The sequence below is a fragment of the Mesorhizobium sp. M0676 genome (assembly GCF_040320535.1).
Lineage (GTDB): Bacteria > Pseudomonadota > Alphaproteobacteria > Rhizobiales > Rhizobiaceae > Mesorhizobium.
In genome coordinates, this window is the sequence record NZ_JAMYPU010000060.1 from 1 (window position 1) to 12347 (window position 12347).

11 protein-coding genes are annotated in these 12347 nt (G+C 64.6%); 1 reads left to right on the top strand and 10 read right to left on the bottom strand.

Going from position 1 to position 12347, the window contains the following annotated elements; all coding sequences use genetic code 11:
• Positions 1-145 precede the first annotated feature (145 nt).
• The 10 genes from NKI35_RS30805 to NKI35_RS30850 all read right to left on the bottom strand — a co-directional run bounded on the left by NKI35_RS30805 (position 146) and on the right by NKI35_RS30850 (position 11133).
• Positions 146-682: a dihydrofolate reductase family protein gene (locus NKI35_RS30805; protein ID WP_352742548.1), complete on the bottom strand. Its 537-nt coding sequence runs from the start codon at positions 680-682 to the stop codon at positions 146-148.
• A 113-nt stretch (positions 683-795) separates the two neighbouring features.
• Positions 796-1464, bottom strand: coding sequence for a 4'-phosphopantetheinyl transferase family protein (locus NKI35_RS30810; RefSeq protein ID WP_352742550.1), 669 nt, complete (start codon positions 1462-1464; stop codon positions 796-798).
• Positions 1461-1919 (bottom strand): GNAT family N-acetyltransferase, encoded by a 459-nt coding sequence (locus NKI35_RS30815; RefSeq protein WP_352742552.1) that lies wholly within the window; start codon positions 1917-1919, stop codon positions 1461-1463. Before NKI35_RS30815 ends, NKI35_RS30810 begins: the two co-directional genes overlap by 4 nt.
• Complete coding sequence (locus NKI35_RS30820; RefSeq protein WP_352742554.1) at positions 1919-6007, bottom strand: Pls/PosA family non-ribosomal peptide synthetase; 4089 nt, start codon at positions 6005-6007, stop codon at positions 1919-1921. Before NKI35_RS30820 ends, NKI35_RS30815 begins: the two co-directional genes overlap by 1 nt.
• 308 nt (positions 6008-6315) lie before the next feature.
• On the bottom strand, positions 6316-7497 hold the full coding sequence (locus NKI35_RS30825; RefSeq protein ID WP_352742556.1) for an arabinose transporter: 1182 nt from the start codon (positions 7495-7497) through the stop codon (positions 6316-6318).
• 29 nt (positions 7498-7526) lie between these two features.
• A complete protein-coding gene (locus NKI35_RS30830; RefSeq protein WP_352742558.1) occupies positions 7527-7961 on the bottom strand; it encodes a lipocalin-like domain-containing protein in 435 nt (144 codons plus the stop codon).
• Between the two features lie 57 nt (positions 7962-8018).
• A complete protein-coding gene (locus NKI35_RS30835; RefSeq protein ID WP_352742560.1) occupies positions 8019-9035 on the bottom strand; it encodes a zinc-dependent alcohol dehydrogenase family protein in 1017 nt (338 codons plus the stop codon).
• A 25-nt stretch (positions 9036-9060) separates the two neighbouring features.
• Positions 9061-9456, bottom strand: coding sequence for a (R)-mandelonitrile lyase (locus tag NKI35_RS30840; RefSeq protein WP_352742562.1), 396 nt, complete (start codon positions 9454-9456; stop codon positions 9061-9063).
• 19 nt (positions 9457-9475) lie between these two features.
• A complete protein-coding gene (locus NKI35_RS30845) occupies positions 9476-9946 on the bottom strand; it encodes a cyclophilin-like fold protein (RefSeq protein ID WP_352742564.1) in 471 nt (156 codons plus the stop codon).
• The gene (locus NKI35_RS30850; protein ID WP_352742566.1) at positions 9943-11133 is read right to left on the bottom strand and encodes an MFS transporter; all 1191 of its coding nucleotides are present in this window, start codon (positions 11131-11133) and stop codon (positions 9943-9945) included. The genes NKI35_RS30845 and NKI35_RS30850 overlap by 4 nt, the downstream gene beginning before the upstream one ends.
• A 141-nt stretch (positions 11134-11274) precedes the next feature.
• Between NKI35_RS30850 and NKI35_RS30855 the strand changes: the two genes are divergently transcribed.
• Entirely contained in the window at positions 11275-12168 is an 894-nt protein-coding gene (locus NKI35_RS30855) for a LysR family transcriptional regulator (protein WP_352742568.1), read from the top strand.
• Positions 12169-12347: the final 179 nt, after the last annotated feature.

Here is a 12347-nt window from a genome sequence, read left to right on the forward strand (position 1 = left end):
CAGGGAATCGGTGACGTTGAACATCACCAGCCTGCCATGACCGCCCTCTCTCAGCGAATTTGCAGAACTCTCAGCACACTACCCCGACCCCCTCTGTCGCCTTCGGCGACATCTCCCCCAAGGGGGAGATTACACCACCAGCGTCTCACACCTTCCCAGCCGCATATTCCAGCGCCACCACGCCATTGCTGAACTGTACGGTCGAGATCGGCTCCAACGCCACCGGCATATCGGGCGGGAGCAGCTTCTTGCCCTCCCCGACGGAGCCAGGGTAGCTCAGCAGCCTGACGCGATCGACCAGACCATGGCGCAGCAATTCCCGCGCGACGCTCAGGCTGCCATGCACATAGATGTTGCCGCCGCTGCCTTGCTTCAGCGCCCGAACCGCTTCCGGCAACACACCCTTCAGCAACTCGGCCGGTTTCCAGTCGAGTGCCTTCGGGCTTGTCGACGCGACATATTTCGGCAGCGCATTGAACCGGTCGGCGAAGTCTCCGGTTTCCTTGGGCCAAGAGCCGGCAAAAATCTCGTAGGTCGTGCGCCCCAGAAGCATGGCCCCGCTGTCGGCAAGCTCGTCCTCCTTGAACCTTTGCATCTCATCGTTCCAGGTCACGCTGGGCAGCTTCTCGACCTCGGCGATGCCATCGATGCTGATGAACTCGGTGATAATAAGGTTTCTCATGGCGCTCTCCTTCTTCTGTCAAAGGACGAACCGTGTGAGCCTTTTGCGACCGCTCTGCGAAAAAAAAGCGCTTTGTTGAGCAGGCGTTGCTGTCGGGCGCTGGCCCATCGCGCTTAAAGGGGGGCGCTTCGGACACCATCGACAAACGCCAGAACGACCACACACGGAGCAACGCAGTAAACCAGTCTCGCTCTGCGGCCCGTCTTCGTCACAGCGTCGCTTGCGTCGAGATCGACGGTGATGTCCTCATAGCCCAGCACTTCGCCATCAAGCGGGTAGGCGGCCTTGTAGACAGCTTCCTTGGCGGCAAAAAGGATGCGACCGGCAAGATACGGGTCGGTTGCGTCGATCCGGTCAGCGGGGACTGCAACCAGCGCGAAGATGTCGTCGGGCAGGGGCAAAGCGGGCTCGATATCGATGCCGAGCGAGGCGATGTGGGAGAGCGGCGCGACGGCCGCCACGGCTATCTCGTCGTCGTGAGCCAGCGACCCCGTTACTCCATGAGGCCATACCGGTGCGCCGGAGGAGCCGCGGAGGATAGCGACGTCGTTCAAGCCCATATCCGCCAGCAGCTCGTGCGCGATCCACCGCGCCGCGCCACTCGCCCGCCGCATCAGCGGCAGGCGTGACGGGATGGAGCGTGCTTCCTGCGGCAGCAAATGGTTCTCATCGCCTTCGCGGATCGTGCGGCATCCGATCCGAACGCCGGCCGGTGCCATGGCGGCCATCGCCGCCAGCAACTGCGCCGACAGGCTGGCGCCGGCATCGAGCCGGCGCGTCATGGCTGTTCGCCCCGCAGAGCGAGGTCGGCGATCATTTCCCCGTCCTCGTCGGGCCCTTCTTCGACGAAACCGGCAGCGCGATAGAGGCGGCGTGCCGCTTCATTCCCAGGTTCGTAGCAGATCGAAACGTGGCTGATGTGGCCGAGCCGCATGATTTCATCCAGCACTTCGCGCAAAGCGGCCTTGCCGTAGCCTTGGCCCTGATGGACGCGATCGATCATGAAGCGGTAGATCCGCGCCTCGTCGTCGTCCTCCGGCGCCTCGTACATCAGGAAACCGACGACGCGATCCCCTGCCATGACGACGCGCGGCCGAGCGTCCCCGTCGGTTTCGGCTTCGTCCAGCGACTCCGCATTGCTGGCGACGAAATCCATCTGATCCGCGGCCAGTTGCAGGGCCGCGACCAAGGCCCGGTTGGCCGCAGTCAGCGAAACGAGACGGACGTCTGCGCCCATCAAGCCGATGCCTTGACGCTATCCTCCGGCACCGGCGTGACGAAGCGATGCAGCTTGGCCGGGTTGCCCCGCCAGATCGAGTTGGGCTCCAGCTCTTCGCCCTTCATCACGAAGGAGTCCGCATCGACCATCGAGCCTTTGCCCATCACCACGCCGTAGTGGACAAAGGCGGAAGGCCCGAGCGTGCAGCCATCGCAGATGCGGATGAAATCGGACTTGAACGCGCCTTCTTCCAGCGAATGGGCCTGGATCACGCAGCCCTCGTTGAGCGTGACGTCGTCGCCGATCTCGACCAGCGAACGCTCGGTCAAATTGCTGCCGCCGTCATAGACCCGGCTGCCGACCTTGACGCCGAGCAGGCGCAGGATCATCGGCCGGAACGGCGTGCCGGCGAACAGGCGCACGATGGGCGAATCCGCCAGCTTCCAGTGGCGTTCGTGGCGCCAGAAGGCGACGTCGTAGATCGTCGTCATCTGCGGCTTCAGCCGGCCAAATCCAAGGCTTGCCCGCTCGACCAGAATGTAGAACGGAATAGTGATCGCCGAGGTCAAAAGCACGGCGGCGAACAGGGCGACCTCCGCCCATTCCGTATAGTAGTTCAGCGCCCGGTCCCAGATCGCCAGCGTGACGAACAGCATGACCCATTGCGTTGCCAGGAACAGAAGAATGGTCACCAGGTTGTGGCGGTTCTTGTGCGGGATGCGCCGGCGCCGGTCGGCCTCGTCGACGCCGGCGATAAGCTCCTTGTCGCGGTTCACCATGCGCGGGATTTCAAAGGCGGGCGAACCGAGAAGGCCGACATTCTGGCGCACCGGCCCGTCGATGGGGATCATCACCTTGGTGCCGAGCAGCACGTTGTCGCCGGTGCGGCCGTCCGGGGGATAATAGATGTTGTTGCCGAGATAGTTGCGTTCGCCGATGCGCGTCGGCTCGAGCCTGAAGGCCGAGGCGGATTTGTGCATGTTGATCATGAACAGCCCGTCCGAGACCATGGTCTCGGTGCCGATCTCGCACAGAAGCGGGTTTTCGTGCTGCTGGTTGGAGCCGAAATTGGAGCAGGTCTGCACCACTCTGTTGAGGTTCCAGCCGATGGCGCGCATGTAGTGCACGATTGCCGAGCTGTCGCCGGCCAGGAGCCCGAGCACGCGGGAATTGCTGGCGAATTCGGCGACGGTCTGCAGCCAGTAGCGGAAACCGTAAAGCGTGTAGGTGCGGCCCGGCTTCAAGATGAGGCTGGTCAGGCGCGGCACCAGCGTCGCCGCCAGGAAAGCCGCCGCGATATAGCCGAAAAGCGTGACCGTGGTGCCGATTGCGACAAGGCCGATCGTCTCCTGATAGTCGTCGCCGACATATTCCCAGTAGCTGTGGAACAGGAGCGGCAGCGGGGTGACAAGGCCAAACAGGCCGACCAGCTGCAGCGCTTCATAGAGGAAGCGCCGGACCTGGTAAGGATTGACATTGCGCACCTTGCAATAGTCCGCCGTGGTCGGCACCGCCGGCGATCCATGCCAGTGCTCGCCGTCCGGGATGCTTTGCCCGCGATGCAGCGAGGACGAATGGCCGAGCTGGGCGCCGTTGCCGATCCTGGTGTCGATATCGAGCGTGGAGCCGACGCCGACGAAGGCATCGCGGCCGATGGTCAGCGGCCCGGTGTGGATATAACCGGACTGGGCCCTGAAGCCGAGGATCATCGATTCCTTGCGCAGGATGGTGTTGGCGCCGATGGAAATAAGATCCGTGCAGACGGGCACGGATTTCGATTCGATGACGGCGTTTTTCCCGAGCTTGGTGCCGAGCAGCTGCAGATAGAGGCTGTAGAGCGGGCTGCCGCGGAACAGCACGACGGGCGCGGTGCGGATCAATGTCTTGACCACCCAGAAGCGGAAGTAGCGCACGCCCCAGATCGGAAACGCCTCGGCCTTCCACCGGCCGATGAGCACCCATTTCGCAAGGACGGCAAAGCCCGACATGCCGAAGAACACGGCGGCCGAGAGCGCCACGCACCGGATATAGAGCTGCAGCGGATCGTCGAGCGCGTCATACATCCAGTTGAGGCCGTCATTGATCGCCCAGAGCGCCACGTAGCTGTAGAGGCCGTAGAACGAAAGCTGCGCCGCGCCGCAGGTCCAGTAGGCGAAATTCGAGGCCCGGCGGGTGAGGACCGGCTCGTTGGTTGCCGTCGTCATCTCCTCCGCTACCCCCAGATGCAGCGCCAGGCGCGCCACTGTGGGATAGAGATAGATGTCGCGCATCGACGTCGTCGCCCATTCCTTCCTGGTGCGCACGCGCGCGCAGAAATGCGCCATCAGCAAGGAGTTGGCGCCGAGATCGTCGAAGAAGTGATCCTCGACCGACACCGCGTCGAATTTCAGCACCGTGGCCAGCGCTTCCGCCAGGAATCGCTCGTCCTCATTGCCGGGCGGCACCATTGTGCGATCGGCCGAAAGCCGGACGCTCGTCGGCTTCGGCAGTTGGCGCAGGTCTACCTTGTTGGAGACGGTCATCGGGATGGCGGGCAGCTCCTCCAGATAGGCGGGCACCATATAGTCCGGCAGCCGCCGCTTCATCGTCTGGGCGAGATTCGCACGGGAAACCGCCGCTACGCCGGTTTTAAGCGCGTAATAGGCAACGAGTTCGACGCGGCCGGGTTCGATCTCCCAGGTGGTGACGGCGGCCTGGGCGATCTCGGGCTGGTCGAGCAGCACCGCCTCGATCTCGCCGAGTTCGATGCGATATCCGCGAATCTTCACCTGCGTGTCGATGCGCCCGGCATACTCGATCTCGCCGCTATCGTTGATCCGGCCAAGATCGCCGGTGCGGTAGATGCGCTGCGACGGGTTGTTCGGCAGGCCGACGAAATCGGCGATGAATTTCTGGTCGGTCAGGTCCGGCCGGTTCAGATAACCGACGGCGAGCCCGATGCCGGCAATGCCGATCTCGCCCAGTTCACCGGGCTCGGCAAGTTGCGGCAGCGAAGCGTCGAGAATGACGATCGAGTAAGTCGGCAACGGCGCGCCGATTGTGACGGGACGGTCCGGCGTCAGCGCCCCCATCGTTGCGGTGACGGTCGCCTCGGTCGGCCCGTAGGTGTTGAGGATCTGCCGGCCCGGCTTCGACCAGCGCACCACCAGATTGTGCGGGCAGGCCTCGCCGCCCACCAAAAGCGTGCGCAGGCTGGGAACGTCCGATGTCATCGATGACAACAATGTCGGGCTGCAGGCCATGCAGGTGATGTCATGGAGGCGCAGGAAATCCGCCAGTTCCTCGCCCACCAGCGGCATCTGGCCAGGTGCCGGCACCACCGTCGCGCCGGCGACGAACGGCACCCAGATCTCTTCGGAGGAAAAGTCGAAGGCAATGGTCATGCCCTGATACACCCGGTCGCCCGGCCGGTAGCCGTAGGAGGCGGCCGCGACGTGTATGAAATTGACGAAGCTCTGGTGCGTGATGACCACGCCCTTGGGCTTGCCAGTGGTGCCCGAGGTATAGAGGATGTAGCAAATGTCGTCGGCCGCCTGCGGCTTCAGCGGCGCGGGCGACTGCGCGGAAATCTCGGCGGCGGCGCTGTCGATCAGCACATGCGGAACGGGCAGTTTACCGGCGCGCGACGCATAGGCGGCGATGGTGACGATCATGCTGACGGCGGCGTCTTCGATGATCAGCGCCATCCGCTCCTGCGGAAACGCGGTGGCCAGCGGCACGAAGGCAGCCCCCGCCTTCATCACCGCCAGCAACGCGACATAGGTTTCCGCCGATCGGTCGAGAATGAGCCCGACCCGGTGGCCCGGCCGCACGCCGTGCTTGATCAGCATGCGGGCGAACTGGTTGGCGCGGCTGTTCAGCTCCTGATAGGTCCACACGCGCCCTTCGGAGATCACCGCCGGCAGTGCGGCAAACGTTACGGCGAGCTGCTCGAACACCGTATCGAGCCGCTCACCCGGCTGCCGGGCAAAGTCGGCGCCCGTCAGGACCTGGCCGTTCCTTGTCGGGCCGCGAGCGATCCGTGCCAGCGCATCGATGCCTGGCAGGCCGCCGATCGCCGTTGCCGCGTCGCTGTCCAGTTCGGCGATATCGTAGTCCATGTCCATACTTTCTCGTCCTCGCCGGGCATCGCCCGGCTGTTCGTGCCGCCGCTGGAGGAGGCACTGCGCCGCCGCTGCGATTTTGTTGGTGGAGGGCTTCCAAAAAGGAAGTGCCCGGAATCCCGACGGGGAAGCTTATGCCACCCGATCTTTTCGCCGGTTTTTCCGAACTGTTGAATTTTGTTTCTGGAGTGTGTCTGGGCGGGGAGCTTGGCCGGCCGCTCGCTGCACCTTGCGGGGGAGGGCTTCAGCGTTGGTGGCAACCCGGAAACAGAATATGAGCGAACCTCATGCGGACGACGCCGGCGAGCTGTCTATCTTGGAGCGCTACGGCGACCCAGCAGCAGAGCGATGCCCAACGCCGGAAGCGTCGCCGCCGCGACGGCGAAGAAGACGAATTGCAGCCCGGTCGACGCAGCGACCAGGCCGAGCGCCGGACTGCCGAAGCCGAGCGCCACGTCGAGGAAGACGGTGTAGAGTCCCATGGCCAGGCCGCGGCTGCGCGACGGAAGACGGCTTACGGCCTCGGCGCCGAGGCCGGGATAGACCAGCGAGTAGCCGAGGCCAGTCAGGCCCGCTCCGATCGCGGCGACAACAGGCCCGGTCGCAAGCCAGATCAGCATCAGCCCTGCCGCCTCGACCACAACGAAGATCACAGCGACGCGTGCGCCCCCAAGCCTGTCGGGCAGGTGGCCGAAGCACAGCCTTGCCACGATCAGCGACGCGGCATAGGCCGTGAACGGAAGCCATACCGGCTGCCAGCCCCGCTCGGCGAAGAGCAGGGCGCCGAAGCCCAGAATAGCACCATAGCCGAGGCTGCTGAAAGCAGCTCCGACGCCAGGAAGCCAGACCCCTTTCGCCACGCTCCTCCATGACTGCGGCGCGCTGCTCGCGACGGCACCGGTGCCGCGCATCGGCAGGATGGCAAGCAGCGTCGCCAGCGGCAGGAGGATCGTCGCGAGCGCGATCGCGGTGAAACCGCTCGCTGCATAAAGCGCAGATCCGACCGGCGCCCCCAGCGCGAGCGCCGCAAACATCGCCGTGCCCACCCAGGCTATGACTTTTCCGGAGTTCTGTCCGCCCGCAACGGAGAGGCCCCAGGCGACGCCGCCGGTGATGATGAAGCTCTCGGACGCGCCCAGCACCGCCCGTCCGGCGAACAGCGCCGATGCGGACGCTACCGGCCGGTCGAGCAATGCCAGCGAGCCGAGGTAAAATAACCCGGCAAGGGCAGCGGCAATGAGGCCGACGACGACGGCGCGCTTGCCGCCGCGTCCATCGGCATAGTTTCCAGCCCCGATGCGCGACAGCATCGAGGCGACGAACTGGCTGCCCGTCACCAGTCCCACTGCGAAGGGGCCGAAGCCGAGCTGCTGGTGAAGATGCAGCGGCAGGACGGGTAGCGCCAGGCCGATCAGCAGGAAGCCGGCGAAGACAGCCGCCATGATCGGCACCAGTTCCGCCATGACGCCATTTCGGTCTGAAATCCGCGCCATCTTGGCCATCGGCAACCCAACTGTTCGGATCAGTAGCGTTCGTAGGTCACGCGCCAGCCTTCGGCCGGGTTGTCCGGCGTGAGGACCAGTTTGTTGTCCGAGACCTCGAATTTGCGTTTCATGCTCTTCCCGACGAGGTTGCGGACCAGAGAGGACTCGATTGTGATGACGAAGGTCTTGTCCTGGTCGTTGATGGCGACCGGCCCGTAATAGGCTTCGTAGCCATTCGCCGTGTAAGGCGTGTCCTGCGCCTTGGTGTCGGGGTTCTGCGCCTGCACCGAGAGGGTGCCGGCCTCGGTGAAGATGACCTGGCCGGAATAGGGCACGGGCTTCAGGTTTCCCTCTGCCCCGGCCTCGAGCGAAATCATCCGCCATGCGCCGATGATCGCGGACTCTTGCGAGAAAGCCGGCGTGGCGACCGAAAGCGCAAGAGCAAGGGCGGCAATCTTCAATCTCATCGTCATATGTCGTTGTTCCTTTTCTGAGTTGTGGGAGCGCACAGACCGTCCGCCCGATCTTGCTCACACCGAAAGCATGACCTTGATGGCGCGACGCTCGTCCATGGCGCGATAGCCTTCAGCGACCTCGGCCAACGGCAGCTTGAGGTCGAAGACCTTGCCGGGCTTGATCCGACCTTGCAGCACACGGTCCATCAGGTCGGGCAGGAAACGGCGCACCGGCGCCGGGCCGCCCAGCATTCGTTTCTGGCCGAAGAATAGTTTTTGGCCGTCGAAGTTCACGCCATGCGGCACGCCGACATAGCCGATGGTGCCGCCGGGGCGGGAGCAGGCCAGCGCCTGGTCGAAGGATTCTCCCGTGCCGACGCATTCCAGCACGGAGTCCGCGCCGACGCCCTTGGTGAGTTCCTTGATGAGGGCCACGCCTTCCTCGCCGCGCTCAGCGACGATGTCGGTGGCGCCGAACTCGCGGGCGAGTTTTTGGCGGCTGGCGTGCCGGCTCATGGCGATGATGCGCTCGGCGCCCATCTCCTTGGCCGCAAGCACGCCCATCAGGCCGACCGCACCATCGCCGACCACCACCACCATCGATCCTTCGCGGACCTCGGCTGCGTCGGCCGCATACCAGCCGGTGCCGAGCACATCGGACACAGCCAGCAGGTCAGGGATGAGTTCGGCCGGCGGCACTTCGGCGGTGGCGACCAGTGTGCCATCCGCCAACGGTACGCGGGCGTAAGGCGCCTGCGCGCCCGACATGAACTCGCGCTGCACGCAAGACGACTGGAAGCCGAAGCGGCAATGCGGGCAGGTGTTGTCGGAGAGGCAGAACGAGCCGACGACGAACTGGCCGGGACGGACCGTGCGCACCTCTGTGCCGACCTCGACGACGATGCCGCAATATTCGTGGCCCATATGCATCGGCCCGGCGACCGGCTGCAGCCCGCGATAGGGCCACAGGTCCGAGCCGCAGATGCAGCTTGCCGACAGCTTGATGATGGCGTCCGTCGGCCGCATGATTTTCGGATCGGCGATTTCCTCGCAGCGTATGTCGCCCGGTTTGTGAAGAACGGTTGCAAGCATGTTGGTTCCTTTCGAGGGGAGAAGATCAGGTGCCGTAGTCGGCGTCGCTGACATGTTCCAGCCAGTCCACGACCTTGCCGTCCTTGACCTCCTGGAGGGCAATGTGGGTCATGGCGGTCTGAGGCGACGCGCCGTGCCAGTGCTTTTCGCCGGGCGCGAACCAGACGACGTCGCCTGGACGGATTTCCTCGACCGGGCCACCCTGGCGCTGCACGCGGCCGAGGCCCGAGACGACGATCAGCGTCTGGCCGAGCGGATGCGTGTGCCAGGCGGTGCGGGCGCCGGGCTCGAAGGTCACCTGTGCGCCTTGAACCCGCCCGGCGTCGAAGGGATTGAACAGCGGATCGATCCGCACCATTCCGGTGAACCAGTCAGGCGGTCCCTTGCCGGAAGGCCTGGTCCCGGCGCGAAGAATGTCCATGGTGATCTCCTTTGCGTCCTCAAATGCGCTCGATGCGAAGCGGGAATTTGCCGCGAATGTGCAGGGCCCGCTCGCCCTCGTCGAAGCGGCCAAGCCTGATCAGCCCGGGATGGCGGTAGTCGGCGTAGAACATGGCCAGGTTGCCCCAGGGCATGAAATAGCACAGGTCGTAGGGCTGCTCGTCGGCGAACGGACCGCTTCCCTCCTCGGTCAGCTTGCGCGGCAGATAGGCGATCTTCTCGTTGTGGGCGTAGTCCTCGATCTCGAGGTCGAGCGGCAGCATGGAGAAGAAGTCGCGCGCCGACGGATTGTCGTAGAGCGTGGCGGCCATGGTGCGGCCGTTGAAAATCATCCTGATCTTCATGTCGGTGGGCTCCTGGCTGACGGGAGATTGGTCTTCCTGGCTGGCGGCTGTGCGAGGCAGGGCGGCCGCCGCGAGCGCGGCGCCGAGCAATGTCCGGCGGCTGAGCGGCGCACGTTCGATCGTCATGGCAAAGACCTCCGGGCCATATACGCTGCGGCAAGGGCGGCGAGCGCCGATCCGCAGAGCAGCACCGCGCCCAGAGTGAACGGCCCCCACCAGCCGACCGTATCGAACAGCGTGCCGCCGATCGCGGCGCCGCCGGTGATGGCGAGCTGGATGACGGCTACCTGCAACCCGCCGCCGGCCTCCGCGTCGTTCGGCAATGTTCGGCTGAGCCACGTGCCCCAACCAACCGGCGCGGCCATGCCGAAGAAGCCCCAGGCAACGAGCAGCAGCGCTGTGGGACCCGGGAGTGCACCGAGGGCGATGAGCGCGGCGGCCAGCGCAGCCATGACCAGCGGGATGACGGTGAGGATGCTGAACAGACGCGTGCGCAGAAGCCGGCCGACGCACCATGTGCCGAGCACCCCGGCCAGCCCCATCGCCAGCAGGACCGCCGAGAGGGCGGCGATGTCGAGCCGGGTGACGTTCTCGAGGAAGGGCCGCAGATAGGTGAAGAGCGCGAACTGGCCCATGAACAGCATCATGATCGACGCCATGCCGGTGGCGACGGGAAGACGGCCGAGCAGCGCCAGCGGATTGCCGGCACGCTTCCTCCGGCGCGGGGGCAGCGCCGGCAGGCTTGTCCACTGCCAGGCCAGCGCCAGGAGGCCAAACGGCACGACGAGGAAGAAAGCGCCGCGCCAGCCGACATAGGCGCCGAGAAAACTGCCCAGCGGCGCGGCGATGGTGGCCGCAATGGCATTGCCGGCGTTCAGCATGGCGAGACCCTTCGGAACCATGTCTTGCGGCACGAGGCGCATGACGACCGCGGTCGACATCGACCAGAACCCGCCGATCGCGATGCCGAGCAGCGCCCGGCCGACCATGAGCAACGCGTAGTTCGGCGCGAAGGTGACAGCCAGACCGGACACGATGAGGAGGAGGGTGAAGCCGGTCACGACCAGTCGGCGGTCGATGTGGCGCGTGAGGCCGGCGACCAGCAGGCTGGTCACGACGGCGAAAGCGCCCGAAATCGAGATCGCCTGTCCCGCGCGACCCTCGGTGATGCCGAGATCGGCCGCTAGCGGCGACAGCAGGCTGACCGGCATGAATTCCGACGCGATGAGCACGAAAACACACAACGCCATCGACAACACTGCGCCCCATGCGGTGCGGTTTTCGACCAGCCTTGTGTCGTATGTCGTTTCCATGATTGGCATCCTGGCAAAGCGGCCGGACGGATCAGCCGCCATCGCTGCCAGAAGATATTGCAGGGGAACCCATTTAAGTAGACTAAGTAATCCGCATGGACTTATCTGCTCATGATATGAATGTCCGGCGGGAGGTGCCCTATGCAGCGCGATGGCATGAAGGATCTGCTCTGGTTCGTGGCGGTCACCCGGGAGCGCAGTTTCACCAGGGCGGCGGCCAAGCTCGGAACCTCGCAGTCGACCCTGAGTTCGACAATCAAGGAGCTTGAAGCTCGCCTTGGCGTCCGCCTGCTGACGCGTACGACGCGGAGCGTCTCTCCGACCGAGGCCGGCGAGCGACTATTCCAATCTCTTGTTCCCCGCTTCGAGGAAATCGAATCCGACCTCGCAAGCCTGGTGGCCTTTCGCGACAAGCCCTCCGGAACGGTCCGCATCACCCTGTCCGACCATGCGCTGCAGACGACCGTCTGGCCGAAGCTCCAGCCCTTGCTCAACGACAATCCAGACGTGCGGATCGAGCTCTACAGCGACAACGGCATGAAGAACATTGTGGAGGAGCGCTTCGATGCAGGCGTGCGGCTTGGCGAGAGCATCGACCGGGATATGATCGCAGTGCGCATCGGGCCGGATTGGAGGCTCGTGGCCGTGGCTTCGCCGGACTACTTTTCCCGCCATCCGGTTCCGACCGCGCCCCAGGACCTGGTCGATCATGACTGCATCAATATGCGGCAGGCGACGTTCGGCGGATTGTATGCCTGGGAATTCGCCAGGGATGGCCGGGACCTTCGTGTGCGGGTGGAAGGCCAACTCACCTTCAATTCGTCCATTCCCATGATCGAGGCTGCGACAAGCGGTTTCGGGATCGCCTATGTCCCGGAAAACCTCGTCAGCCACCACATCGCCGATGGACGCCTCAGGCTCGTGCTTGACGACTGGAGCCCGCCTTTTGCCGGCTATCACCTCTACTATCCGAGCAGGCGACAGCTCTCCCCTGCGATGGCGGTGATCATCGACGCGCTCCGCCATCGCATCTGACCGCAGGGACTGTTTGGATCATGTAGCTGAGCTTGGTAAATGGCGGGTTCTGCCCTCCAAGGCTCTTCGACTTCGACGCTGCGGAAGGCTGCTTTGCGCCCCATGTCGGCCGTTAAAGTTGACTTGTGCCACCACCTGACAGCGGACATTACCGGCGACCGCGCTTGAGGGCGTAGTTG

What these genes read in the sequence shown, in the direction of transcription:
- NKI35_RS30805 (WP_352742548.1), bottom strand. Translation starts at nt 682, where the DNA reads ATGAGAAACCTTATTATCACCGAGTTCATCAGCATCGATGGCATCGCC.
- NKI35_RS30810 (WP_352742550.1), bottom strand. Translation starts at nt 1,464, where the DNA reads ATGACGCGCCGGCTCGATGCCGGCGCCAGCCTGTCGGCGCAGTTGCTG.
- NKI35_RS30815 (WP_352742552.1), bottom strand. Translation starts at nt 1,919, where the DNA reads ATGGGCGCAGACGTCCGTCTCGTTTCGCTGACTGCGGCCAACCGGGCC.
- NKI35_RS30820 (WP_352742554.1), bottom strand. Translation starts at nt 6,007, where the DNA reads ATGGACATGGACTACGATATCGCCGAACTGGACAGCGACGCGGCAACG.
- NKI35_RS30825 (WP_352742556.1), bottom strand. Translation starts at nt 7,497, where the DNA reads ATGGCGCGGATTTCAGACCGAAATGGCGTCATGGCGGAACTGGTGCCG.
- NKI35_RS30830 (WP_352742558.1), bottom strand. Translation starts at nt 7,961, where the DNA reads ATGACGATGAGATTGAAGATTGCCGCCCTTGCTCTTGCGCTTTCGGTC.
- NKI35_RS30835 (WP_352742560.1), bottom strand. Translation starts at nt 9,035, where the DNA reads ATGCTTGCAACCGTTCTTCACAAACCGGGCGACATACGCTGCGAGGAA.
- NKI35_RS30840 (WP_352742562.1), bottom strand. Translation starts at nt 9,456, where the DNA reads ATGGACATTCTTCGCGCCGGGACCAGGCCTTCCGGCAAGGGACCGCCT.
- NKI35_RS30845 (WP_352742564.1), bottom strand. Translation starts at nt 9,946, where the DNA reads ATGACGATCGAACGTGCGCCGCTCAGCCGCCGGACATTGCTCGGCGCC.
- NKI35_RS30850 (WP_352742566.1), bottom strand. Translation starts at nt 11,133, where the DNA reads ATGGAAACGACATACGACACAAGGCTGGTCGAAAACCGCACCGCATGG.
- NKI35_RS30855 (WP_352742568.1), top strand. Translation starts at nt 11,275, where the DNA reads ATGCAGCGCGATGGCATGAAGGATCTGCTCTGGTTCGTGGCGGTCACC.